General features: G+C 68.8%; 23 protein-coding genes and 2 pseudogenes. 5 read left to right on the top strand and 20 right to left on the bottom strand.

The window, feature by feature from the left end; genetic code table 11:
- Positions 1-1,905: 1,905 nt before the first annotated feature.
- From AB0L34_RS16330 to AB0L34_RS16320, 3 genes are all read right to left on the bottom strand, one after another.
- Positions 1,906-2,814: a hypothetical protein gene (locus AB0L34_RS16330; RefSeq protein ID WP_363705295.1), complete on the bottom strand. Its 909-nt coding sequence runs from the start codon at positions 2,812-2,814 to the stop codon at positions 1,906-1,908.
- A gap of 169 nt (positions 2,815-2,983) precedes the next feature.
- Positions 2,984-3,328, bottom strand: coding sequence for a PadR family transcriptional regulator (locus tag AB0L34_RS16325; RefSeq protein ID WP_363705294.1), 345 nt, complete (start codon positions 3,326-3,328; stop codon positions 2,984-2,986).
- 159 nt (positions 3,329-3,487) lie between these two features.
- Positions 3,488-4,048: a hypothetical protein gene (locus AB0L34_RS16320; protein ID WP_363705293.1), complete on the bottom strand. Its 561-nt coding sequence runs from the start codon at positions 4,046-4,048 to the stop codon at positions 3,488-3,490.
- Positions 4,049-4,520: 472 nt separating this feature from the next.
- Between AB0L34_RS16320 and AB0L34_RS16315 the strand changes: the two genes are divergently transcribed.
- Positions 4,521-4,892 carry a metalloregulator ArsR/SmtB family transcription factor gene (locus AB0L34_RS16315; RefSeq protein WP_363705292.1) on the top strand — a complete coding sequence of 124 codons (372 nt, stop codon included), beginning with the start codon at positions 4,521-4,523 and terminating at the stop codon, positions 4,890-4,892.
- A 369-nt stretch (positions 4,893-5,261) separates the two neighbouring features.
- Here AB0L34_RS16315 and AB0L34_RS16310 read toward each other — a convergent pair whose 3' ends face one another.
- The 3 genes from AB0L34_RS16310 to AB0L34_RS16300 all read right to left on the bottom strand — a co-directional run bounded on the left by AB0L34_RS16310 (position 5,262) and on the right by AB0L34_RS16300 (position 9,196).
- Entirely contained in the window at positions 5,262-6,428 is a 1,167-nt protein-coding gene (locus AB0L34_RS16310) for a hypothetical protein (protein ID WP_363705291.1), read from the bottom strand.
- Positions 6,425-7,216 (bottom strand): CBS domain-containing protein, encoded by a 792-nt coding sequence (locus AB0L34_RS16305; protein WP_363705290.1) that lies wholly within the window; start codon positions 7,214-7,216, stop codon positions 6,425-6,427. The genes AB0L34_RS16310 and AB0L34_RS16305 overlap by 4 nt, the downstream gene beginning before the upstream one ends.
- A 666-nt stretch (positions 7,217-7,882) precedes the next feature.
- The gene (locus tag AB0L34_RS16300) at positions 7,883-9,196 is read right to left on the bottom strand and encodes an ISL3 family transposase (RefSeq protein ID WP_363705289.1); all 1,314 of its coding nucleotides are present in this window, start codon (positions 9,194-9,196) and stop codon (positions 7,883-7,885) included.
- A 245-nt stretch (positions 9,197-9,441) separates the two neighbouring features.
- Here AB0L34_RS16300 and AB0L34_RS16295 point away from each other — a divergent pair, with 245 nt between their 5' ends.
- The gene (locus tag AB0L34_RS16295; RefSeq protein WP_363705288.1) at positions 9,442-9,915 is read left to right on the top strand and encodes an NUDIX domain-containing protein; all 474 of its coding nucleotides are present in this window, start codon (positions 9,442-9,444) and stop codon (positions 9,913-9,915) included.
- Positions 9,916-10,253: 338 nt separating this feature from the next.
- On the opposite strand, the gene AB0L34_RS16290 is transcribed toward AB0L34_RS16295, so the two are convergent.
- Positions 10,254-10,526: a hypothetical protein gene (locus AB0L34_RS16290; protein WP_363705287.1), complete on the bottom strand. Its 273-nt coding sequence runs from the start codon at positions 10,524-10,526 to the stop codon at positions 10,254-10,256.
- Between the two features lie 64 nt (positions 10,527-10,590).
- Positions 10,591-10,788 carry a hypothetical protein gene (locus AB0L34_RS16285; RefSeq protein ID WP_363705286.1) on the bottom strand — a complete coding sequence of 66 codons (198 nt, stop codon included), beginning with the start codon at positions 10,786-10,788 and terminating at the stop codon, positions 10,591-10,593.
- A gap of 342 nt (positions 10,789-11,130) precedes the next feature.
- Here AB0L34_RS16285 and AB0L34_RS16280 point away from each other — a divergent pair, with 342 nt between their 5' ends.
- Positions 11,131-12,159, top strand: coding sequence for an ATP-dependent DNA ligase (locus tag AB0L34_RS16280; protein ID WP_363705285.1), 1,029 nt, complete (start codon positions 11,131-11,133; stop codon positions 12,157-12,159).
- 94 nt (positions 12,160-12,253) lie between these two features.
- Here the strand turns inward: AB0L34_RS16280 and AB0L34_RS16275 are convergent, their stop codons facing one another.
- A complete protein-coding gene (locus AB0L34_RS16275) occupies positions 12,254-13,060 on the bottom strand; it encodes a nucleotidyltransferase family protein (RefSeq protein ID WP_363705284.1) in 807 nt (268 codons plus the stop codon).
- Positions 13,061-13,308: 248 nt separating this feature from the next.
- Positions 13,309-13,803, bottom strand: coding sequence for a DUF5956 family protein (locus AB0L34_RS16270; protein ID WP_363705283.1), 495 nt, complete (start codon positions 13,801-13,803; stop codon positions 13,309-13,311).
- 46 nt (positions 13,804-13,849) lie between these two features.
- On the opposite strand from AB0L34_RS16270, the pseudogene AB0L34_RS16265 reads away from it, so the two are divergent.
- A pseudogene (locus tag AB0L34_RS16265) lies at positions 13,850-13,947 on the top strand (transposase); the annotation flags it as partial.
- 177 nt (positions 13,948-14,124) lie between these two features.
- A pseudogene (locus AB0L34_RS16260) lies at positions 14,125-14,244 on the top strand (IS5/IS1182 family transposase); the annotation flags it as partial.
- Positions 14,245-14,756: 512 nt separating this feature from the next.
- Here the strand turns inward: AB0L34_RS16260 and AB0L34_RS16255 are convergent.
- The 10 genes from AB0L34_RS16255 to AB0L34_RS16210 all read right to left on the bottom strand — a co-directional run bounded on the left by AB0L34_RS16255 (position 14,757) and on the right by AB0L34_RS16210 (position 23,768).
- The gene (locus AB0L34_RS16255; RefSeq protein ID WP_363705282.1) at positions 14,757-15,548 is read right to left on the bottom strand and encodes a methyltransferase domain-containing protein; all 792 of its coding nucleotides are present in this window, start codon (positions 15,546-15,548) and stop codon (positions 14,757-14,759) included.
- Positions 15,549-15,830: 282 nt separating this feature from the next.
- The gene (locus tag AB0L34_RS16250) at positions 15,831-17,183 is read right to left on the bottom strand and encodes a serine hydrolase domain-containing protein (protein WP_363705281.1); all 1,353 of its coding nucleotides are present in this window, start codon (positions 17,181-17,183) and stop codon (positions 15,831-15,833) included.
- The gene (locus AB0L34_RS16245) at positions 17,180-18,091 is read right to left on the bottom strand and encodes an HEXXH motif-containing putative peptide modification protein (RefSeq protein WP_363705280.1); all 912 of its coding nucleotides are present in this window, start codon (positions 18,089-18,091) and stop codon (positions 17,180-17,182) included. Before AB0L34_RS16245 ends, AB0L34_RS16250 begins: the two co-directional genes overlap by 4 nt.
- Positions 18,092-18,191: 100 nt before the next feature.
- Complete coding sequence (locus AB0L34_RS16240) at positions 18,192-18,356, bottom strand: hypothetical protein (RefSeq protein WP_363705279.1); 165 nt, start codon at positions 18,354-18,356, stop codon at positions 18,192-18,194.
- A 113-nt stretch (positions 18,357-18,469) separates the two neighbouring features.
- Positions 18,470-19,408 (bottom strand): protein kinase, encoded by a 939-nt coding sequence (locus tag AB0L34_RS16235; protein WP_363705278.1) that lies wholly within the window; start codon positions 19,406-19,408, stop codon positions 18,470-18,472.
- An 11-nt stretch (positions 19,409-19,419) separates the two neighbouring features.
- Positions 19,420-20,055 (bottom strand): hypothetical protein, encoded by a 636-nt coding sequence (locus AB0L34_RS16230; protein ID WP_363705277.1) that lies wholly within the window; start codon positions 20,053-20,055, stop codon positions 19,420-19,422.
- Positions 20,056-20,064: 9 nt separating this feature from the next.
- Positions 20,065-20,793 carry a hypothetical protein gene (locus tag AB0L34_RS16225; protein WP_363705276.1) on the bottom strand — a complete coding sequence of 243 codons (729 nt, stop codon included), beginning with the start codon at positions 20,791-20,793 and terminating at the stop codon, positions 20,065-20,067.
- Positions 20,790-21,413 (bottom strand): hypothetical protein, encoded by a 624-nt coding sequence (locus AB0L34_RS16220; protein WP_363705275.1) that lies wholly within the window; start codon positions 21,411-21,413, stop codon positions 20,790-20,792. The genes AB0L34_RS16225 and AB0L34_RS16220 overlap by 4 nt, the downstream gene beginning before the upstream one ends.
- Positions 21,406-23,298, bottom strand: coding sequence for a radical SAM protein (locus AB0L34_RS16215; protein WP_363705274.1), 1,893 nt, complete (start codon positions 23,296-23,298; stop codon positions 21,406-21,408). Before AB0L34_RS16215 ends, AB0L34_RS16220 begins: the two co-directional genes overlap by 8 nt.
- 35 nt (positions 23,299-23,333) lie before the next feature.
- Positions 23,334-23,768, bottom strand: coding sequence for an NUDIX domain-containing protein (locus tag AB0L34_RS16210; protein WP_363705273.1), 435 nt, complete (start codon positions 23,766-23,768; stop codon positions 23,334-23,336).
- Positions 23,769-24,022 lie beyond the last annotated feature (254 nt).

The raw sequence follows: 24,022 nt of genomic DNA, 5'->3' as shown, positions 1-24,022 counted from the left end.
CGCACGCGCGGGGGTCTTCCGGCCACCGGCCGCTGCTGCTGCGCCGGGTGCGTGTCGTCCCCGCACGCGCGGGGGTCTTCCCCTGGGAGCATCTATGCCGGCCCGCGCCCGCACGTCGTCCCCGCACGCGCGGGGGTCTTCCGGTGCGCCCGCACTGGGTGACGGAACCGATGACGTCGTCCCCGCACGCGCGGGGGTCTTCCCTCGCCGTTGACGAACGCGTCGCGCAGCAGCACGTCGTCCCCGCACGCGCGGGGGTCTTCCCGTCATCGACCCGATGATCGACATGGTGGGGTCGTCGTCCCCGCACGCGCGGGGGTCTTCCGCTCGTTCCTGAACCAAATCGGCCCGGATGTGGGTCGTCCCCGCACGCGCGGAGGTCTTCCTCATGGCTTCAACGGCCTCCTTGCCCTAGATATGTCGTCCCCGCACGCGCGGGGGTCTTCCGATCCCCGGCGGGGAGGCCACCCTGAAGCGGTTGTCGTCCCCGCACGCGCGGGGGTCTTCCCTACTCGCACTTCGCCGACAGCCTGACCGAGCCGTCGTCCCCGCACGCGCGGGGGTCTTCCGGTCGGTCACCACGTCACCTCGCCGTGGAAGGTGTCGTCCCCGCACGCGCGGGGGTCTTCCGGGCGGCAGGAATGAGTGCCGCCGCACCGCGCCGTCGTCCCCGCACGCGGGGGTCTTCCCGCCCAACCCAAGGGCATCGTGGCGCGGGCGCAGTCGTCCCCGCACGCGCGGGGTCTTCCCGCCCGCCACGCTGCCTGCGCCACCGCCCGCCGGTCGTCCCCGCACGCGCGGGGGTCTTCCGAACGCCTCGGGGATGGTGGTCAGCTCGTCGCCGTCGTCCCCGCACGCGCGGGGGTCTTCCGTGGTTCCTTCGGCGTAGCTCGCGGAGCTTCCGGTCGTCCCCGCACGCGCGGGGGTCTTCCACCGCCGTTCGTGTCGGGGGTGGCCTCCCCGACGTCGTCCCCGCACGCGCGGGGGTCTTCCCTGGTAGGTGTGCTGCGGGGTCCGGGCCATCACGTCGTCCCCACACGCGCGGGGGTCTTCCCGGCGACTGCACGGCGCTGGTGGCTGTTGGCGTGTCGTCCCCGCACGCGCGGGGTCTTTCGGGGGTTATTCGTCCTCAATGGCCGGCCGGGTGCCGTCCCCGCACGCTTCCCACTACGGCGACCGGGTAGCTGCGCATCTGACGCTCCTTGTCCAGACCGCGAACTGCGGCGTGGGTAGCGATCGTGGTTGCGCTACGGATCAGAAGGTTAGGGGTTCGAGTCCCTTCGGGCGCACCAGATCGTAAGGGCTTGACCTGCGGAAACGCGGGTCGGGCCTTTTGTGTTGTCTGGGCCTTGTGGACGGTGGGTGTCACGTGGGTGCGATGTGGGTGTCGCCGTTTGTGCCGGCTTTCCGTCGTGCCTCGGCTTCCTGACCTGCCGGCATCGTCGGTGCGTGCAGCCCGGAGTACGCACGGTTCACCCGGGACCTGCTGCGAGAAGTGACCACCTGAGGATCCCATGCGGCAGTGGCCGCGGCTCTGCCGGCTGACCGGCACTGCCACCCCGGTCCTGGCTAGACCCAGGACACCAGGCGGGACCAAGCCGTCGATCCTCGCGCTGATCGCCGAACGCGAGAGGCCGCAAGACACTGCTCAGCCTGGCCGCCACACCGATCCGGCGACACCCGCTGCCGCGACCGTCGCCAGCCCCGCCTACCAGCAGATCCTCGCCGTCTCCACGCCACCACCGACGGGATGCGCACCAAGGGCATCTGCCACGCCCTCGGCACCGGCATCACCGCCAAGGACACCGAAGGGCTATGCGCCAAGCTCAAACGACTCGTCGCCCGCCAGATCCTGGCCGAACCCGAACCAGGGGTTCCCGGCGCCTGGGCAGCGGGAATTCCGGCTCAGATGTCGGCGACTTCACCGGTCGACGCTGCCGCATTCACGGGTCGAAGCCGGCTCATCCTGGCTGCCCCGGCGATCAGGCTCAGGCTGCCGGTCAGCGCGAGCGCGATGACGCTGACTGCCAGGGGGTTGGCGATCTGGTTGGCTAGCGGATACATGTAGTCGGCGGCGAACAGCACGCTGGCGGTGTTCGGGTCCGGGACCATGCTCAGCACGTTGTCCAGGGTGTTCACCCCGCAGGCGATGAGAGCCGGTAGGCCGAGCAGCAGGATCAGCCGCCGGGTCGACCGTGGGGTCCGGGCGACCCGGTGAGCCATCGAGGTCATCCCCTGCCACACCAGGATCAGCCCGATGACGAACCCGGCGACCGCGCCGGCGAGCACACCGCTCGGCTCGATCGGATAGGCGCTGACCGTCACGCCGGTCTGGTTGTCGTATCCGGACACGCGCAACAGCACCCCGTCCCGGTGTGCCCAGAAGACTCCGCTCGGGCTGTTCACGTCGGCGCGACCGTTGTCGCCGCCCTGGCTCAGGGCGCCGGTGCGCCAGCCCGCACTCGTCAGGTGCTGGTGGGCATCGGCCAGGACGGTCGGTGTGTCGGCGATCTGCTCGTATACCCGGCTCTGGCCCATCGGCGCCGGCCGCCCGCCGTCCCAGCCCTCCTCAGGGAAATTCTGGAACTCGCCATACGTCCGGTAGGCGTAGGCCATGTCGAGGAGGTCGTCGCCTGGGAATTCGTAGGCGAACGAGGCCGGCCGGCCGACCAGATCGTCGCTGAAGGCGGCAAGATCGGGTTCTTCGGGGTTGGCGAACCCCCAGACGGCCAGGGCGCCGGCCCCGCTGAGCACCACGGCCGCCCAGATCGCCACGAGGCCGGCCGCGAGCCGGCCGATCCAGGTGGGCGGCACGAACCGGCACCGGAGACCATTCACCAACAGTTGGGCCGCCTCGCCGCGCGACGGCCGGACCTGCCCCGGCTCGGCCGCGTCGAGCAGGGTGGTGAGGATTTCCAGCCCGCGTTCGCGCCGGTAGAAGCCGGGGTAGGCCCAGAGCAGACGGCGGTAGGAGCGCTCCAGGTCAGGCATGCCGAACCCCCCCGATGAAGGCAAACGCCTCGCGCAGCCGGGAGGCGGCCACCTGAGCGTTCGACTCGAGCCGCTCCACTGCGGCTTCGAGCGCCGCACGGCCGTCGTCGGACAGCACGTAGTAGCGACGCAGCCGGCCGCCCACGGCCTCCTCCCGGTCGACGACGATCAGGCCCTCCGTGCTGAGCCGCTCCAGCGCCGCGTACAGCGTCCCGGCCTTGAGCTTGACGCGCCCGCCCGATAGTTGCTCGACGGCCTGGATGATCCCGTAGCCGTGCAGCGGGGTGGCGCGCACCAGCGCCGTCAGGATGAAGAACGTCGGTTCCTGCATCGCCATGGCCTTCACCATAGACCGTCTCTATATACAGTTGACCTATATAGGGACGATTGCTGGCGTCGGCCGTTTGCCTACATCACGCGAGGCTTCGGCAGGGGACTGCTGATCCACATCTCGACACGGCAGAGGTGGTGGCGCGACCGGGTTGGGCGTTGGGTGTCACTCGCGGGTCAGTCCCGGTGGCAGCGCGTCTTCGTCGGGTCGGACCCGGTGGGCGTTGGCCAGGGGGTCGCGTTGGAGGGTGTGGATCAGCGGTTCCGGGCCGCCGACGCAGGTCCAGGTGTCGTCCCAGAGTGCGGAGACCAGCCATGATCGGTCTGCGGGGAAGAACAGGTCGGGTAGCGATCCGCGGGGGTGGCGTATGTGACCACCGGTGCGCCAGGTGAGGGCTTGCTCGGGTCCGGCCTCGACCAGCACGTACGGCCAGTTCCAGTAGAGCGACACCCTGGGGGCGTGGGGAAAGACGACGTCATGGGCGCCGGTATCGAGGTAAGCCAGCCACCACGGCTGGTCGGGGGTGTGCGTGATGAGGTCTTCGACCAGGGCGTGCTCGTAGGCGGCGGCGGTGACGTCGTCGGCCTGGTGCGTGGTGGCGTAGGCGTCGAAGATCGGCGGGATGGCGGTGGTGATCGAGATGCCGGAGGTGGTGTGACCGGCGATCCAGTCCACGTCGGCGGCGGCGCCGATGCGCCAACTCCGCCCGTCCTTGCTGACCTGCACACCACTATTCAAGTCGCTGCCGTGACGGTTGGCGTGGGAATAGGGCTGGCCGCAGGACGGCTACCTTCGCCACAGGCGTTAACGGTCGCACACCCCGCCGAGGCCAACGCCCGATTCCTGGGAGCCGAGGTGCGCAGCGGGCCGCGCGGCACCTGGGAGTTGTGGCCCAGCTCTTGATCGACAACTGGGTGTAAAGCCGGTTGGTGGACTACTGGTGCTCGGCAGGATCACGGCGCGGACGACAACCTCGAAGGACGCGTCGGCGCGGTGCTGCAGCCGGTGGACACGATACGGCTGCCGGCCTTCCACAGGGGTAGAAGCCGAAACAGGGCTTCGACGCGGTGCTCGACGGCCTATGCAAGATCGAAGACCCGGTGAAGCAGAACGGCGGGAACGGGTTCAGAAGGCCTGCCCGTGGAATTCGCGTGATCCGCCCCTCGTTTGCCAGCCTCGCGGTGGTGTTGCTGCAACGATGCAAGGCGTGGGATCCACGAACATGACGACGCCTGCCATCTCGCCCCTCGCTGGCGAACCGATCAAGCGCGCCGATGCCGAGCGGCTCGCGGGAGTGCTGAAGGCCTTCGCCGACCCGGCCCGGCTGCGACTGCTCAGCCTGATCCAGTCGTCTCCGCAGGGCGAGGCGTCGGTGAGTGACCTCACCGCGCCGCTCGGTCTCTCCCAGCCGACCGTGAGCCATCACCTGCGGATCCTTAACGAGGCCGGCCTGCTCGAACGGGAGAAGCGCGGCGTGTGGGCGTACTACCGCCTCGTGCCGTCCGCGATCGCGAGTATCGCCGACCTGTTGACGCCGCCCCGCAAGCGGGCGACGAAGAAGACCCGCTGACCGGCACCGTCGAAGACCGGCGCCGTGCCGGCTGACCGGCAACTACCCAACGCGTTCGGGCTCCTCAAGACCTCGGGCTGGGCCGACATGCATACCGGGCCGCAGCTGATGGGCCTCCGCGTTCGCTGTCATGTCGCGGCGCGCACCTGACGCTCTCCGCCCCCAGGCCTGATGTGCGGCGTAGTAGCGATCGTGGCTGCTCGGTGGCTGGTCGGACGTCGAGGAACCGACGCGGACGTGTTGCCACGCCTACGGATCAGAAGGTTAGGGATTCGAGTCCCTTCGGGCGCGCAAGATCGAAAGGGCCTGGCCTGCGGAAACGCGGGTCAGGCCCTTTTGCTGTCTGGTGCGACCATCATTTGATCAGGTTCAGCTCTCGGCTGTTACCGGCGGTTCGTCGACAGGAAGAACTGCGGCACGAGCCACGCCGGTGTGCAGTGCGCTCAGGAGCCATGAACGATCGGCGTTGCTCCGCGGCTTGGTGAAGTACACCAGAGTGGCGTCCTGTAGCAGTGATTCGTCAACCTTGAGGCCGTTGGGAGTGGCAACGATAACGGGATATGGGCTGCTGTCGGCCGTAACCACTGGGGCCTTCGGCGGATCCTGCAATGTCCACTCCATTGTGCGGATACCGTGGGCGGCTAGGTGGGCCCGTACGTACTCGACCTCGGCACGCAAGGAACCGGTCACCACGATGACAGGGCCGAACTGACGCCTGTGCAGGACCGCCTCTGTCATCGCGGCCAGCCGTGGGTCTGGGCCGAGGCCCTCGAGAGAATCAACAAGGCTCCATGCCATATCCACGCGGCCCAGGTTGTCTCGGCTCGTTTCCTGGCCCCCACTGATCAGTTGCATTAATGCCGAGTGCAAAGCGGGTCGGCTGCGGATGCCATCTCGCTTTCTTAGCAACGTCGCCGCCTGCTGAAAGACCGAGCGCTCGGCGGGGCCGAGCGTCACCAAGTAGTCTTCTGGGCTGACGTGCCGCTCACCGCTCATGTTGATGGCCTCGGCCAAGGTGAGTTGGACCAGCACGGGATGGTGGAGCCATGAGGGCATACCCTCGTTTGGCTCACGGTCGACCACGATTGTCCGATGAGCCCGGTCGACGATGCTGATGACAGCGGGCAGCGTGGCGCTGTCGGGCCTAGGGAGGGCATCGAGAAGGAACAAGGCTAGGGGTAGCGATTGCAGCGCGAGCCGTACGGGACCGCGGCGGACGTCTAGCGTGGTTGTGAGGAGAACCCCGCGACGAGGCTCGGTCGGCGACAGGCTGGCAAGTTCCAAGGCGAGGTCAGGGTTTAGAAGACGCACCGGAGCGACGCCGTGGCTCCTGAGCACGATGGTCCACTGCTCGAGCAGGTCGCGACGCGACGACACAACCAGGACGAAGCCGGACGCAGCGGTGCGTGCGATAACGTCCGCCAGGGTCTGCGTAATACCGGAACCGACAGGTGCCCGCAGCACGATGTGGCGCGCGTCGCGGACGCGATCCAACCGCTCAGCAAGCAGGACATGAGCAGGTGCGCGAGCAGTCATTGCACCATCCTGACCCTGCGCTGCAGCCACACACGGGCGTTCATGACAAGGTCAACCTCATCCGGCGTCACCGCATCGCGAAAGTGAAAGACCTTGTTGCGCACGTCCCGCACGGGCTCAAGCATGGAGAACACCAGCTCGCGACTACTACCGAAGGTGCGGCTGAAAACCCGGCCGAAACGCTCGGGACTGTTGATGACGGAAACCAACTCGCCGAAGGTCAGGTCCTCCAAGCGCTCGGCCGGGTTGCCGTTCGCGTCTGTGGGCCGAACGGCGGCAACAAGTGCGCGGAGCTCGTCCTCGGTGGCGCACGCCCGTTGAGCCAGGTACCGCGTCGCCAGCTCGACGTCGCGCACGATCATGAACTGCCTTGTCGCGGTCCAGAGGTAGCTGTTCACATCGGCGGCAGTGACGACCGCAAGCAGCCGTTCCTCATCACCCACCAACACCGCCCCCTTCTGGTTGAGCGCCTCCAACGCGTCTTCGACCTCAGAGCCGGACCTGACGAAGGTCAGGTCTTCAAGGAAATCGCCGACGGGGTAGGACAGGGGGCTGTCCTGCCGGCGCACGATGCCAAGGTTCAGCGCGAGTGACCGATAGCTGAAGACGCCCACCACCACGCCGTTAGATGTCACCGGCACCTGATCGAAGCCATGACGGGCCATCATCGCGAGCGCGTCCGAGACCGGCGTGGCGATCTCGACAGTGGCCACCTCCTGATCAGTCGGCACCACTTGGCCTACACGCAGGAAGTTGTGCTGCGGCGTCGTGCGGCTCAGCCGTGCCACCTCCCCGGCAACTCACTGCTTCGCATCGAGCCTACTTGGGGCTGCCATACCGTTCATCCGCGGCCGGCCTGGCGGCCGCATGGGTCAACTAGCCCTCAGCCCTCATGCCAGGTGCGGCTACGTGCTGGCCCGGCTGAGCTGTCGGGATGACGCCGCACCGTGATCGACACGCATCAGGAAGTCGTCGGCCGGGAGCTATGGGGACTTCGTAGGTTGGCTACTGCTTCCGGAAGAGACGGTCGATGACGTGGGTCTGGTGGTTGCGGGACGGGCCGACCAGTGGCGCGGAGGCTCGCGTAGTCGCTCCGCCTTTGCCGGTCGGTGCCGGACAGTGAGTCCGAGCGGGGCGGGTCTGTTTCCACGATCATCGAGTCCGGCAGGTTGTGCTCGCTTAGCCCGAGTGCCGGGGGTCGGGCTCTTCGGCGACGGGGGCCGGTGCGGCCCGTCGTCGGCCGCTATTTCCCTATCTGTTCCTGTTGCCGGAAGTGGCCCCTACAAGGCGTTATCTAACGACTTTGCCGTGGGGGATGGGGCCTCAGCGGATTCGTAGCGGCGGCGCGCTGCCGTCTGGACGTCTTCCCGCCCACTGCTGCGCATCAATTTTGACTCACTGCCCGGCGGCATTGATGCCAGCTTCATCAGGTCATCATTGACGGGTCAACGAACTTAGCGGGGGTCGAGGTGGCCGCGGTACCGCCGCGTCGTGGCGCAGCGGGTGCGTAGCCGCTGATTGACGGGGTTGCGGAAGCCGTATGCGTCGCGGGCTACGGTCTTGGTCACGCGGTTGGTTGCCTCGGAGCCGGCGTTGGTGATCCCGGTGTGGATGAACGCCAGGATCTCCGGCCACCAGGTCTGCACGGTGGTGGCCAGACGCTCAAGCTCGGGCAGGCCGGACTCGACGCAGCGGCAGTAGAACCGGTAGAGCAGGTCGGCGACGTCTTCGCGGTTGGGGCTGGTGCGCGCGCGAGCCAAGAGGTCGCGCAGGTCCTCTTTGGCGTTCCATGCGGCCAGGATCGGTATCCCGATCCGTGGCGGCAGGCCCTTGAGCTCGCCTTCCAGTTCAGCGACCAGATCGCCGCTCATCCGGGCCGCGGCGCGGGTCAACCGGTTGCGCAGCTCCCATTCGCGATTGCCTTTGCGGCCGCGCCGACCGCGGACCTGCATGGTTACGCGGCGGCGGACCTCCGTCACGGTGGCGTTGGCCAGCTGGATCACGTGGAAATGGTCGACGACGAGTTGTGCGGCCGGCAGCGCGTGGCGGATCGCGGACTTGAACACCGTGGACATGTCGATGGCCACGAAGCGCACCTGCTCACGCCATGACTTGGGGCGCGCGGCCAGCCAGTCGACGACGGTGGCCGCGGTGCGGCCCTCGACCTGCCCGAGCAGCCCTTGTCCGCCTGACAGGTCGCAGAACCCCACGTGCCAGCGGTCGATCACGGTGTGCCACGTCCCGGTGGCCTCGTCAAACTCCCACTTCGGCCGACCGCGGCGGACCTCGTCGATTCCCAGGACCTCTACCGGTCGTGGCTGGGTGGGCAGGACCGCGGCGGCGTGCGCGGTGAACGCGGCGGCCACCACCGGCCAGGACACGTCGTGATCGCGTGCTGCCTGCATGATTGTGCGCCCGCCGTCGGCGACCGCGGCGCCGGTCGCCGACCGCAGCCGGCCGGTCAGCCGCTTGTGGGCCGGGACCGCGGTCACCGCCTCGGTGAACGAGGCGCGGGCACAGCCGGGCTCGTCGCAGCGCCACCGGCGCTTGAACCAACGCAGCTTGGTGGGGCGCCCACCCACGGGTAGGTCACGAGGCCGGGTCACCCGCCGCCCCTTCGACCGACGCGCCCGGGTTCCGCACTCAGGGCACCGCCGTGCTCGCTCATCAGCGGTGACCAGGTCCACTACCGGGCCGTGCGGCCCGTCGGCGACCGCGGTGACGGCCAGGCCGTCGAGGCCCAGCAGCCGGGTCGTAGCATCTTCCATGCCCGTGGCTCTTCACTTGTGAACGATCTTGCTTCGACAACAAGATGATCACTGAGAGTCGCGGGCGCCCTCACGTCAGGGGTCCAGTCTGGACAAGCGCCGCTATCGGGCAGCCGACCCAGCCGACTTGTTGAGCCCCGTTGAGATGGCGCGCGACGGCCTTGCTCACCTGGTCGGCACCCTCGGAGCCGACCCAAGCAGGAGGAACCCATGACCACCAGGGGGCTTCTATGAGAATCTCACCGTTGGCGTTCAGAGTGCTCTATCGACTCCGCAAGGTGTATTGGCTAATCGCAAGGCCGACCACCCACGGCGTGAAAGCGTTGATCATTCGCTCGGTCGGCTCTGAACGAGTGCTCCTCGTCCGGCATAGCTACGGCGACCAGTCCCTGTGGAGCCTGCCTGGAGGCGGATACAGGCCAGCCCGGGAGAACCCAGAGCAGGCGGCCAGGCGTGAGTGCATCGAGGAACTGGGCGTCGAGCTGGAACCGTTCGCCCTCGTACTGGAAGAACACCTGACCACCAACGGCGGAAAACAGGGCCACTTGAAGATCGTCCGCCTACACGCGATCTCGGACGAAGTGGCCCCAAATGGGGAGATCTCCGAAGCGCGATGGACAGCTGTCGACCTTTCGGACCTACCTGGTAACCCGGCGGTCTCCAAGTGGGTGCACTCGGCACTGAAAGCGCATGCGCAGGGCCAGTATCGCAGCACGTAGCGCTCATGCTTGGCGACCTGCGACCCAGTAGCAGCTCACGGGCACGGCGTCGTTGCTCCGAGCGCGAGAAGGCACCGATGCTGCACAGAGGGCGCCTGACCCCCGCTAAGTTCGTTGAGCCCTCATCTGGCGACAAAGGGCCATCGACGAAACCTGACGTAAAGCCTGGACCTGCTGGTATCTATTGGGACCCGTGCGGACCGGACAGGCCTGGGGCGGACGGTTGATCAGCCCGATCATGTGCATAGACAAGCATCGGTCTACGGATCAGATGCTCGATGCGGTAGCCGGCCCACGTTCTCGGTAGTGCGGCAGAGCCCTCTGGGTGCTCATAATCGTCATTCCGGACCCGCCGCATCCGGCCGCAGCGAACCCGGAGACTCGCCGCGCCCCTGTTCGCGCCACTGCCCGGCGCCGCCAGCGCGCAGTAGGCGCTCCACCATCCGTAACGCCTCCGGCTCAGTCTCGAACTCCCACTGCAGCACCTTGCCCGTCTCGGTGTCACCGGCGCGGGCGACCACCGACCAGCGCGTGCGGCGGATGAGCCACACGTCCCGGCGCGCCAGACGCCCCCAGATCCCGTTCCACCACCGCCGGACCTCCTCATCCACACGATGATCGTACGCATGTTCGATAACGTGGCGGGCCGGGGTGGCGAATCAGCGGGGGAGTGGGTCACTCGCAGCGGTCTTCGGCGCCTCGACCGTACGGCTCGCAGCAGTCGGGGCGGTGCCGGTAGACCCTCAGGTCGCGGCCGTGCCGGTGGCTGTACTCGGTCGTGATTTCGTATAGGCAGGCCTGCCACATGACGGTTTCCCCGCTGCCGGGCACGACCTGTCCGTCACCTGGCCCGCCGCGCAGCAGCACGTCCACCCATCGATGGTACGACCCCCGTGAGCGCGACGCGGCGCATGAGACTCTGCTCGCCGGAGCGGGCGGCGCTGCGGGCCCGACTGGTCTTTCGGACTGAACGCGTCCAGGGATCGCCCGTCGGTAGCTGCGGCGAGGGCTCCACCTTCACGTGGCACCTGGCCCAGAGCCGAGAGTGCCACGACCGTCCGTTGGCGCCATTCGTTGTCGCGGATCTGGGCCCGGCGCCGCCTGTGTCTCTCCCAGGATGACGTGGGGGTGGGGGATGAGCGGAGCGTGCGGCCGGCGTGGTGGGGACTGGAGGTGACTCCCGCCCGCCCGTGGGTCGGGGCCGGAGCGGAGCGGATGCTGCGTCGGCCGGTCGCGCCGATGCTCGCGGCGCCGGTCGACGTGGTGCCTGAGGGTCCGGGCCTTGTGCATGAGCCGAAGTGGGACGGGTGGAGGTGTATCGCTTTCCGGGAGGCGGATGGTGTGTATCTGCAGTCGCGGGCCGGCCGGAACCTAACCAGGTACTTCCCTGACATCACCCGCACGCTGCGGGTGTCCATGCCGTCGGGCGTGGTGCTCGATGGTGAACTGGTCGTGTGGGAGCGTGGCCGGACGAACTTCGCGCAGCTGCAGCGGCGTGTCGCGGCTGGCCGTGGCGTGTTGCGGCTGGCACATGACTGCCCCGCCCATTACGTGTTGTTCGATCTGCTCGCGGACGTTGATGGCCGGGTGATCCTCGACCTGCCGCTGTCGCAGCGGCGGGCTCGGCTCGAGTCGCTGCTCGCCGACGTGCCAGCGCAGTTGACCTTGACTCCGCAGACGGCCGACATGCGGCAGGTGGGGGACTGGCTGATGAACTGGACCGTCGCGGCGGGTATCGAGGGCGTGGTCAGCAAGCGCCTGGGCGGCCGGTACCTGCCCGGCCGTCGCGGCTGGTCGAAGTACCGCACGCGAATCGTCACGGAGGCGATCATCGGCGGGGTGACCGGCAGCTTGTGCGAGGCGGACACGCTGCTGCTGGGCCGGTTCGACCGGGTGGGCCGGCTCCGATACACCGGCCGCACGCACCCGCTCAACGTCGAGGGACGGCGGGAGTTCGAGGCGGTGCTGTCTCCGCTGCGGTTCGGGCGGCATCGGCGGGCAGCTGTGGTGCATCCGTGGCCGCAGCCGTTGCCGGCGTCGTGGTCGGGGCAGCTGGACCGGCCGGAGCCGCTGGAGTACGTGCAGGTGGAGCCGACGGTGGTGGTGGAGATTGAGGCGGACGTGGCGTTCGAGCACCAGCGGTGGCGTCATCGGGTCAGGGCCGTCCGGGCTCGCCCGGACATGTCGGTGTATGACGTTCCGCTGCTCCTCGGTGAGCAGGAGGGCTACTTCGGCGAGACGTAGAAACGAGGTTTGCCCACCGACTCGCGGCCCGGCGCCCCGAGCTCAGGCGCCAGGGTGGAGCCGGTGTCAACCTGGGGTCGCCCGTTGCACCTCGCTAGGGCTGCTGGGCACGACCATTCTGCCGGCGGTGGGATGCCGCGCTGGGTCGTTTCCACGGAGCGACGTGACAGCGGCGCCGTCCAACGGTGACGACGAGCGCTAGGCGGGAAACCCGAACCAAGATCGGTAGAGCAACCGGTGCCGTAGGCGAGGAACAGCTCGGTAACCGCTGCTCCCCACCACGTTGAGGGTTGCTGATGACACGCACGCCGGGCCACCGCTGCGCCGGGCGGTGCCGGGCGAGCCGTTGCTGGGAGGTGTGTTCGCTGACCCGGGTGGGGTTGCGCCGCCACACACCGTCGAGGAGGTCATACAAGCCATGGGGTGCGCAGACCAGAATATGGTCGTCGGGGCCGAGTTGGATCGCGACGGCGGTGGCGTACTCGGGCCAGGTCGCGACCGCCTCGGCGATGCTTTGGAACGGTGGTACCGGCGGGCCGCCGAACCGCTGCGGGTACCAGGTGTGCACGGCGGCCTGGTTCTTCGCCTCCCACGGCAGCCCAGTCTCCAGCACTGCTAGCCGGGCGGTGGCCTCCTGGTCGTTGTCCCGATTGAGGTCGGCGGGGTCGAAGAACGCGACGTCGACGTCCCGTACTGTCCGCAGGTCGAACCCGTGGCCGTAGCGGCTCCCCCAGACCAGGTCGCGGAGAACCCCGGCACCGATCCACGCGTCCGCCAGTCCCGACTCCCGCACCACAGCCAGTGCGCGCATCAGTGGTGGACTGGACCGCACCAGTTCCCGCAACTGGTCGTCGCGCCGGACCTCGGCTTGATCTTCCAGTCCATTGGGCCAGGCGGTCACGACTGTTCCTCCGCGTCGGGGTGGTTGTGGTGTAGACGTTGTGAGGTAGTCGCCCACGGATGTCGTGTATGGCACGTCCGGGTCGCCGGTGGCACCGACCGGAATGAAGAGCAGGTCGGCGTCGCGGAGCTTGGCAGAGTGACAGTAGACCGCGCGAGGTTAGCTGGCGGCGAGTGAAGCAAGACCAGTCCTCAGACTGGCGCCCACCTCGCAAGCCGCCTTGCCGAGCTGCACGCACCGAGACGCAGCTACCCGGCGTAGAGGCGTGCAAGAGCGGTGCGGATGGCCGGAACCGCTTCGGCGGGGTGATGGTCGGGGGGTAGGTGCATGATCGCCGCGTGGACCGATTCGTCGATGTCTTTGACGGTGAGGCCGTTGGGTAGGCGTTGGAACCAGCGGTAGCCGGTCGGCCGCTCTGGCAATCCCACATCGCGCAGATACGAGCTCGCGGCCTCATCGATGATCGCTTGATCATCCGCCGTGCGTGGTGGGAAGAATGTGTGCTCTCCGGTGCTGTCGCTGACGGTGACCTCGACATGATGTTGCCGGGTCTCTCTGCACCGGGCCAGGGTGGCGGGGGCGGCGAGGTAGCCGAGCATGGCATCCCAGCCGGATTCGCTCAACTCCCAGTATCGGCCATTCGAGGTGTCGATGGCGCGGTAGCGGTCGGAGATGTCCGGCGGTGGGCCGGGGAACGGCTGGGCCATGTCCCAGGCGTTGGGTGCGGCGCTGGTATCGGCCATGCTGCTCCTTGGGGTGCTTCGCTACGGAGAAGGATTGGTCGACCAACCCCTCGAACGGCTGAAGAAGGAGATCAAACGCCGCACCGGCGTCGTCGGCGTGTTCCCAACCCCGACGCCCTGCTCCGTCTCGCCGGTGCCGTCCTGCGTGGTCATTCCTACCTTGGTGGCACTGGAGTTTCGTCGAAGGTGGCTTCCGTGGCCGCGTGTGCGAGGGTGGCTTGGGTGGTGGCGGGTAAGCGTCGCCGACGCCGTCTCCTCGCAGAACTCCACGCGCTGGGAGGCGACAACCTCCGACCAGCACCCAACTGACCACCCCACCGTGCCAGCTTCTTTTCGAGTCAGATCCTGAACAAGCTGCGCTGCTGCCCACGTCGAGCCACCACGATCGTGCAGGCCATCCTCGCTCTACACCACGTCGAAGCCAACCGCTACGCAGGATGAAAAGAGCTCACTGGTGATCTCTTCGATGTGCGACACGTAGCCGGCATCCCAATCGATGACAGTGAAGGTGTTCGACAGCTGAAACTACCGGGGTCCCTGCGTCGCCACCAGACGCTGGCGGGGCGGCCGGCGCAGCGGGCAGTCGCCGCGATGCGAGTGCAGGCGCTGTCCACCAGGCGGGGTGCGGAAACGATGTCGTGCAGCCACGCGGCTGATACCAGCAGGTCACCCGGTTCGACCGTGACCGTCAGCTACGCGGCCCGCCGGCCGACACTCTGGGCATGGGGCCAACGCCGGTCCAGCCGTGAGGTGTCCAGCGGGCCAAAGCCCGCCCGATCACCGTCGACAACGACCAACACGACACCGCCAACACCAATCCGCCCTCGATCGCCGCCTGTTGTGGTTGCTGCAACTCGGCCTCGGGGGACCCCCATCCGAATCTGGGTCGTCGTGACGGGAGTGAAGTCGCCGACCACTGATTTCGGGTGCCGGTAGGCCTCCGTAATAGCGGCTCATCCACGCCCCCGCCGGCCGATCCGGATAAGGAACTCGTTCTCCTCTTCGAACACGTCCGTGTCGCTGAACTGCTTGAGTGCCCTGCGGGCGGCCCGGTCGAACGCGTCGAGGCAGTCGCCGAACAGATGGGGTGCCGCGAACGAGGTGGAGTACAGGTAGCCCAAGATGCTGTCGGCCGTCCAGGTGCGGGTGACCGGGACGGTGATCTCCTCGATCTGGTTGAACCGGGACTCCCGCATGATGTCGCTGTAGGGCCGGTTGTGGTGCTGGAACATGCTGGCACCGGCGCGGCGCTGCTCGCCGAGGAAGTCCTGAATCACCGAACGGACGGCTGCCTTCCACGGGCTTGTTGCTGTCCAGAAGCTGTTGTCCCCGAAGATCGCGACGGCACCGCCCAGGCTGACTTGGGCGTCGAGGCGGGATAAGACCGTTGCTTGGTCCAGCCAGTGGAAGGCCCGGCAGATTGTCACCAGGTCGGCTTGCCACCCCAGTGGCGGTAGGAAGTCCTCCGCCGTCACTTGTTGCAGGAGCAGGCATGCGCCGTCGGGCAGTTGCGGGCGTAGCGCGCTTTCGGCGGCGCTAAGCATGTCCGCGTCGTTGTCAATGGCGATGATGTCATCGAATCGGCAGAGTAGTGCCTCTACGACCAATCCGGTGCCGGTGCCGATGTCAAATAGGCGCCGGGGCGACCGTGCGGGGACCGCCCCGGCGAGGATGCTGGCCACACTCTGGGGAATGCCGGGCCGGTACTGCCGGTAGAAATCAACGGTCCCTCGAAACAAGCTCATGACCCCCTCCGTGTTGCCAACTCTGTCGATTTCCGGCTGGCTGCGAGAAGGTCTAATGCCACAAGCACGGCGTCGTCGGTAGGCCGTTCGAGCTCAGGCACGGCCCGGCCGTTTAAGACCCATATGGCAGTAGTTCCGACTACTCGGGCTCCGACCACGTCACCGTTCCCGTCGCCTCCGATTTGCACTATACGTACCGAATGGACATCGGTTTCCCGAAAGACGCCAAAGGATCACGGGGCCTGTTCGCCGGGCCGCATTGTTGTGGTGGGAGCTGATCAGTCAGGACCGTCGTCGGTATTGCAGCCCTGGTGCGCGGTCGAGGTCGAGGATGAAGCCGTCGGGCGCTGGCATCCTGCCGTCCGCCGAAGAGGTCGGGAGTGTGAGCATGTAGCCGTTCGCGGCGTATGTGGCGGACCCGGTGCAGGTGAGGCGGTCGAGGGTTCCCCGACGCCACAGGTACAGCGACCCCGCACTGCAGGTCAGGCGTACGGTGCCCGGCACCTCGTCGCAAACGTAGGTGCCGAGTGCGGTGTGAGGTGCTCTGGTGTCGACGCTATCCAGGGAACAGGCCTTGGGCGCGGGGTGGCTGCGCAGGGCGCGAGACAGGAGTTCACCGGGGTCGGTGCCGAGGTCGTGGGTGAGGTCGGCGAGGGCAGCGGCGGTCACCTGGTCGGCGGCGATTCCGGCGTGGTTGGACAGGCAGATGACGCGGAGCCCCGAGCTGGTGAGGTGGGCGGCTGCGGAGAACCCCTGTTCGTGGCCGTAGTGGAAGACGGCGGTGCGTCCGGGGCGAGGATCGGCGTACAGTCCGGCGCCATACGTGAACGGCGGGTGGTCGCTGGGCCGGTAGCCGAGGTGCTGTTCGAACGGAAACTCGTCGGCGGCCGAGCGGTGCCATTCGTGCCAGAGGTGGGCGAGCCAGCGGTCCAGGTCTGCGGCGGTGCACCACAGGGAGCCGGGGCCGGGCAGGGTGACCGGGCGTTGCTGGTGCTGCCATCGGCCGGCGACGGCCTGGTAGCTGGCGGCGGCGCCGGGGATCACCTCGCGTGGATCGGTCTTGAAACGGGCCGAAGTCATGCCGAGCGGGGTGAAGATCTGCCGGTGGGCGATCTCGTGGAGTCCGGTGCCGTGTGCGTACGTGAGGGCTTCGGCGAGGAGGAGGTAGCCGGTGTTGCTGTACAGAAAGCGGCCCGGCTCGACGGCCCGGTGCTGCTGGCGGTAGGCGAGTTGGAGCAGGTCGTCGGCAGTGTAGTGGTCGAGTTCGCGGAAGCCGGCCAGGGACAGCAGGGATTCGGCGTCTCGGATGCCGCCGCAGTGCTGGATGAGGTCGCCGACAGTGACGTCGGGGATGTGGAAGCGAGGCAGGATGTCGCCAACGGGCCGGTCCAGGGTGAGGAGGCGGTCGCGGGCGGCGTGGATGCAAAGGTATGCGGTGATCTGTTTGGCGACGGAGCCGATGTTGAAGGCGGTGTTCTCCCCGACGGGCGCGGCGAGTTCGAGGCTGGCCGATCCGGTGCGCGCCTGCGCCAGCGGACCGTCGGCGTGGCGGACGCACAGAATGACGCCGGGCTCCCCCGGCTGGTCCGCGAGGCCGGTCGTGATGGAGGCAGTCAGGGTGTTGGAGGGGTTCACAGGCTGAGGGCCTCGCGGTGGATGGAGTGCAGGCGTTCCCGCAGGTCGCGGTCGGTAATCAGGGCGAGCGCGCGGGCGTGGTCGGTGGCGGTGGTGGCGAGCAGTCCGCGCTGCCGGTCCAGGTAGGCGGCCAGGAACCGGCACAGGCCGCCGCTGGTCTTGGGCAGGACTCGAGCGGTGTAGATCATGGTGAGGGGGAAGGCGAAGCAGGCGTGCAGAAAGCCGAAGGCAGGCCGGTTCGTCTTCTTCCAGGGGGAGTAGAACGTCACCTGATCGCTGATCTTGCAGTCGGTGGCGCCCAGGGCGTCGTTGAGCCAGTTGTGGCCTGCCTCGTGGATCAGGTCGCGGGCCAGCACGACGGGCTCATCGACGTGGTCGCAGTAGACGGTGCCGGGAAGCCGGGTGATGGTCCAGCTGTCGAGGGTGTCGCCGAGCTGTTTGTGGCGCAGCAGGCAGACGACGACTGCGTGGCCGGCGAGAAGGTCAGCGAAGCCGTTCTGCGCGCCGGTGGCGTATGCGGCGGCGGCCAGTTCCCGCAGGTCCGGCGGGGCGGCGGTGGTGTCCGGGCCCAGTACGTAGTAGGGGGTCTCTGAGATCGCCGAGCGGGGCAGGCGGTCAAGGTCGGGGGCAAGGACGATGCGCGGGCCGACGGCGGTGGGTGTCGACAGCGCCGAGGCGTTCGCGTCCGGGTGGGCGCCGTACCAGCCAAAGGTGGCAGTCTCACCGGCGCGGGCGGCGGCCTCAGCACCTTCGAGGACGTGGTGGGCCAGGCAGTAATCGACGGCGTCCGTTTTCGGGGAGTCGGGGGTGCTGGCGGCGGGCTTAAGGACGGCGCGGATCCGGCGGGTGCGGTCGCGGTGGTGGGCCTGGATGGGGGCGAACGAGAACGGGATGGCGGGCGCGTCCACGGGGGGTCCTTCCGACGGGGCTGGGCCTGGGGCCGGCCCGTGAGGGGCCGGCCCCAGGAGGTGCTTACCGACGACCTGCCGTCGGTGTGGTGCGCGGCGTTCAGGCGTCGGTGCCCGCGGGTGCCGTGGTGCTCGCCGGGTCCTCGGTGGTCGGCCAGCCCTCGGCGGAGACGCTGGAGGTGTGGCGGGTGCTGCGGACGGTCTCGTCGTCGCCACGCAGGTCGTCCACGGCGGCGAGGAAGTCGCTGATCCGGTCGTTGTCCATGAGTGTGCTCGTCCTTTCCGAGACGGGGGTGGTGGGCCGTGCGCCTTCTGGAGCCGAGTGGTGCGGCGGCGAGCGGGCGGTGGGCACCGCGTCTCCTTCCGGTTGTTGGTGGGTCAGCGGCTGCGCCGAGCTGGCGTGGCGGCAGGGGTGGCCGCTTGGCGCAGGGCGTCGCGCAACTCGCTCATGGCGGGCCGGTCCTCGGGTGCTGGGGCGAGCGCCGCAGTGATGATCGGGCGGAGGCTGGCGGGTGCGATGTCCAGCCGGGAGGGGCCGTGGCGGGGGATGTCGGCGCACAGGTAGCGGTAGGTCAGGACCGCGAGGCTGAAGGCGTCAGCGGCTGGGGTGGCGCGGTCGTAGGAGGTGGCGTACTCCGGGGGCCAGTGCACCTCCGGGCCCCGGGCGGCGGGGCCGCGCGGGGTGTCGGCGCGGCGCGCGGCACCGAGGTCGGTGATCAGTCCGTGGCCGTCGTGGATGAGGATGTTCTCCTGGTAGACGTCGCGGTGCACGATCTCGCGCTCGTGCAGGCTGAGCAGGCCCTCGGCGATGTCGGCAAGGATGCCCAGCCCGGCAGCCACCTCGTCTCGGCTGCGGGCGGCAATGAGGTGGGGCCTGAAGTTGCCGCCGACGCAGTGGGGCATGGTGTACCAGTCGAACCGGTCAGTGCTGCCCTCCTGCAGCAGCGGCACGACGTGCTCGGCGCCCTGGGCGGCGCGGGTGATGGCGATCTCGTGGCGGAAGTCCTCGCGGGTCAGGGCCCGTTCGGCCTCCGTCATCTCCGCGTACCAGTAGAAGCCGTAGGCGGCTTTGCGGGTGGCCTCGTCGAGTTCGGCCAGGACGTGGTTGCTGCCGAAGCCGGCCTTGAGGACCACCGGTGGCGTCCCGTTGCGGCTCGGCCCGTCCGTGCCGCGCTCGTAGGGCCCCGGCCGGGTGCGCGGGCTGGCGAGCACCAGGGTGCTGGCGCGGGTGAAGCAGAGGAGGTCGTGGACGTGCCAGCCGGCGTCACGGAGCTGGTCAAGGACCCAGGCGGCGGGGTGCATGGGGTGCAGGTGCATGAGCCGGCTCCTCATATCCGCGCCGCCTCCGGGGCGGTATCGTGCAGGCGGTCCAGGCAGGCGGCGGCCAGCACGTCGAGGTCGAGGTCGTTGGCACACGGGTGGCGCAGCACGGACAGGCCGGTCGCCTCCGTCCACGCGTTGGCGGCCTGCTCGTACAGGTCGGCGAGCCGGACGGCGGTCGGCAGGTCCTCCCCGAAGCGGCGCGTCGTGGGCCGCTTCGACAGCCGGGCATGGCACAGCTCGGGCTCGGTGGTGAGCAGAACGGTCAGCTCCGCCCGCGCGGCCGTGACCTCGGCGAGCTGCTGGACGTAGTGAGCGACAGGACGGTCGTGCAGCAGGGCGAGCAGACAGGCGGTCGACAGGGTGAGCCGGTCGGCGACAACCGGGCCCAGGGACAGGGCGGGGGCGAGATTGTGGCGAGCATGGAGTTCCAGGTCGCGGCGGACCGCTGCCACCGCCCGCACGCCGCTGGCGGCCGGGCGTCCAGCCCGCAGGCCGATGATGGTGCGGGTGGCCTCCAGCGACAGCCAGGAGAACTGGCCGATGTGCCCGAGGCGGAGGTCCTCGCAGGCGGCGGTGGCCAGGAGCCGGTCGCGCAGCGTGCTCTTCCCTGCTCCGGCGATTCCCTCCAAGGTCAGCAGCATGCCTCGCCCCTAGTCCATCTCGGCGATCAGCCAGCTGATGAACTTCGCGACGCGGCCGCGGGTGACCGGTTCGGTGCCGTGGGTGAGCTGGGAGCCGTAAAGCAGGGCGGTGCCCGGGGCGGGGCTCACGCTCCACCGGGTGCGGGGCATGGCCGTATACCAGTCAGCGGAGTGGTCGGCTCCGTCGTTGGCCAGCCACATGCCGTCCGCGTAGCCGTGTCCCTGGGCGTTGTGGTTTAGGCGGGCATTCCACAGGCGGTCGCTGGAGGTGCTCTCGACGTAGAACGCGCCGCCGGCCTCAGCCTCGTGGACCACGACGCTGATGCCGGCGATCTGCCGCGGCCAGGCGAGCGGGTCGGGGGCGATGCCGTCGAGGTGGCAGGTGATGTGCTGGCCGGGGCCGTACTCGACGTAGGTCCACGGCCGGCAGGCGGTGATCGACGGCATGACGCGGGACAGCGCGGGGCGGGCGCGACCGAAGGCGTGCTGAAGCAAGTCCTCGGCGATGTCCGGGATCTTGGGGACCTCGATCCGGCCGGCCGGCTCGTAGACGGCCATGGCTTGCTCGTTGGAGTGGCCGGGGATCTCGTGGATGGAGGTGGCCCGCTGCGTGCCGAAGCGGACCCGTGCCTCCTCGGTGAGGAAGTCGTTCATCATGGAGGCGAGCCGGTCCCGCTCCTCGGTGTCGAGGAACCCTTCGACGCTGCCGACCGCGACGGTTTCGGCGATGTGGATCACGAGTCGGTCCTCCTCGTCTCGAGCACCCGGCGGACGTCGTCCAGATCGGTGCAGTGATTGAGCCAACTGGTCACGGGGTGGCGGGTGTTGGCGATCGGGTTGGCCCACAGGGCCAGCAGCTCGCCGGCCAGCGGCAGCTCCTCCGCGCCGGGCTGCGCCTCCAGCACGGTCAGCCGGTCCAGCGCCGGACACGGAGCAGCGTGCTGGGTGGCGAAGACGCGCCCCAGCCGGGCCGCCGCCGCGAGCCTGCAGGAGCGCAGGAGCGTTTCGGCCGGCTCGGTCCGCTGGTAGCCGCGGTACTCGGTCTGCGCCCATCCAGCCGCGACCGCAGCGGCTGCGGCCGCAACGCGGCAGGTGGCACAGCACGCGCCGTCGGTTTTCGGACACGGCTGATGGTGAGCCGGGAGGGCGGCGGCGACCTCGACGAGGGCCACCCAGGCGGAGTCCGCCAACAACTCGCCGACGGTGCCGCGGCCCGAGTCCAGGCCATGGTTGCAGCACACCGGACCCGGCCCGCGCGCCGCGCTGGGCCGGAGCGCGGGCTCGATGAACAGCGCGTGGAAATACACGATCCGCCCCAGCAACTGGTGGATCGTCAGCGAGTCCGTGACACTATCCACGCCGACCCTCCTCGACGGTCGGAGCTGTAAGCTGCGGTGCCGGGCAACAGCAGTCGCCGCCCGCAGTGGGCCGCTCGCCGCGCAGCGCGTCGGCGACGGCGCGGGTGGCCGCGTCCACGGCGTCGAAGTACGCCGGCCAGCTGTGCCCTGGGGCCGGCCGCAGCGCTAGGTCGAGCACGTGGCTCGTGTGTCCGGTGGTCTCGCACGTCAGCTCCGCCCGCCCGACGGTCACCTGCACCGCGGCGGGCAGGTCGGTGGCCGCCGCGCTGACCGCGCGGCACAGGGCAGCGGCAGCCTGCGCGTATTCGGTCCGGTCGCGAGGGAGGACGCCGACCCGGCGCTCGACGGGCGGCAAGTCGAGACCGGAATAGGGGTGTCCCTGACAGCTGTCGTACGTGACCAGGCACCAGTCCTGGGTGACGGCGTAAACCAGGGAGCGGACGCCGGCTTCAATCGCCTCCCGCCACTGGGGGTGGGCCGGGTCCAGGTCGTCGGCCTCGTGCACCCCGGGCAGGCCGACGGTGTTGATGTTGCCGTGCGCGCTGGTGTGCAGCCGCACAGGCGGACGGGGCGCGTTGGGGCGGTCCCAGCGGGCGAGGAAGGCGGCGACGTCGCGCATGCTGTTCGGCGTACGGGGGCGCCAGCGCACCCTGCGGCACCAGACACCCGCCGGGTGGGCGGGCTGGGCGAGGAGTGCGGCGGTGCCGTCGATCATCCGCATCCGGTAATCGCAGTAGGCGTCCTGGTCCCCGGCTTGGTCCTGACGCCAGCGGGTGGCCACACAGCCGCCGCCGCACGCGGACCGGTACGCGCAGGTGGTGCACCGCTCCATCAGGGCCTTGCCCTGGTTCAGCAGCGGCAACCGCCGCTGGGCCGCGACGACCGCGCTCTGCCCGGAAACCTGCTCCAGGCGGGTGAGCTGGGCCTGCGGCCAGGGCAGTTCGTCACAGCTGCCGAGCCGTCCGTCCGGGTAGAGCGTGAAGACGTGGTCGCACTTGAGGTTGGAGAAGTGGCAGAAGCCGGTTCCCAGCCCGCGCAGCCGCCGGATGGTGGATACGGCCGGTTCCAGCTTCAGGCGGGCGAAGTACCCGGCGCCGATCCAGTGGACGGTGGCGGCGAGCACGAACTCGGCGTACTGGTCCGGGCTGATCGACCACGCGGGCCCTTTCGGGGTTCCCACGGCCGCGCGCTGAAGGAGTCGGCTCGCGGTAAGGCGCCGCCCCTGGGCGGCGGTGGGATTCTGGACGGACGCATCGAAGCAAGGCACGAAGCTGACGGCGTTGACCGCCTCGAAGCTGGCGAGGTGGTCCAGGACCGCCTCGGCGCGGCCGAGCACGGTCGGGGTGACCGCAGCGATCACGCCAGCCCTCCGGCTGCGGTCGGCTAGCAGCCGCAGGGCGGTGGCCACGCGCGGGTAGACCGGCTGGCCGTCGTAGCCGACCCGCCAGGCGTTGCCCGCCGCGTCCCCGTCAAGGGAGATGCCGATCTGGAGGCCCGGATACAGGGCGTCGATCAGGTCCAGCCACTGCTCATCGAGGAGCACGCCGTTGGTCTGCATCGAGACCCGCACCACGCTGGGCTGGGCGGCCAGTTCGCGCAGGACCTCGGCGACGTGGTCGCGTCCGGCGGTCAGTGGCTCGCCGCCATGCAGTTCGACGGCGAGCGGACGCCCCGAGAAGAGTTCGGTGAGCCGACGCACCTGGCCGGCCTCGATCCGGGCTCCTCCCGGGGCCTCCTTACGTTTCTCGTAGCAGTACAGGCAGTCGATGTCACAGGTCTCACCCCGCAACTTCAGGATCACCGACACGGCGCTACCGGTGTCCTCGGCGCCAAGGCCGCGGTACAGGTGGGCCATCGGGTCGTGCTGTTCGGTGGTGCGGTGCATCGGCTGCCTCCCAAGGTGGCCGTGACCGGACGGGATCAGTCGTAGAGGCGTCCCAGTAAGGCGCCCTGACCGGACTGGAGGATGTGGGCAGCCTCCAGCGGTATCCAGAAGCACTCGAAGTGCGTGGGCTCCTGCTCCCCGTCGTGGTCTTCCTGGCTCATCCACCGCTCCGACGTCGGCTCGGTGAGTTCCAGGTGGAAGACGTGGCGGCGCTGGATCTCGAACCGATACGGGCTGATGTCGTACTCGGTCTCGCCGAGCTTTCGCACGATCTTGAAGTCCTTCAGGCCGGTCTCCTCCCGGGCCTCCCGCAGCGCCGCCTCCTCCGGCGATTCGCCGGCGCGGATACTGCCGGCCGGGACCTGGATTCCGACTTCCTCGTAGCTGTAGTCGGTGTGCCGGAAGACCAGCACCTTCCCGTCACGTACGACGTAGCACAGGACCTTGTCCTTGATGACCCGCTCTGGCACAGGAGAACCCCTTCTCGTTCGTTCGTCGGAACCAGACGCCTGCAGCGCCAGAGGTCGCGGACAGAACCGTGCACGGTCCTGAGGACGGACCGCCGGCCGCTAGGCAAACGGCCTTGAGTCTAGGTCCGGTGACCGAGCGTTACGCGAGTCCAGAAGTGGTCGATCCGCAAGAACCGCCTCCGGTGCACCGCGCGGGTGCCCGAGCAGACGGCCTACGCCTCGTCTCGCCACTTCCGAGCGATCGCCTGGCAGTA

The organism is Micromonospora sp. NPDC052213, from assembly GCF_040679695.1.
GTDB lineage: Bacteria > Actinomycetota > Actinomycetes > Mycobacteriales > Micromonosporaceae > Micromonospora.
The sequence above is the reverse complement of the archived record's forward strand: the minus strand, read 5'-3'. Positions and strand labels throughout refer to the sequence as shown.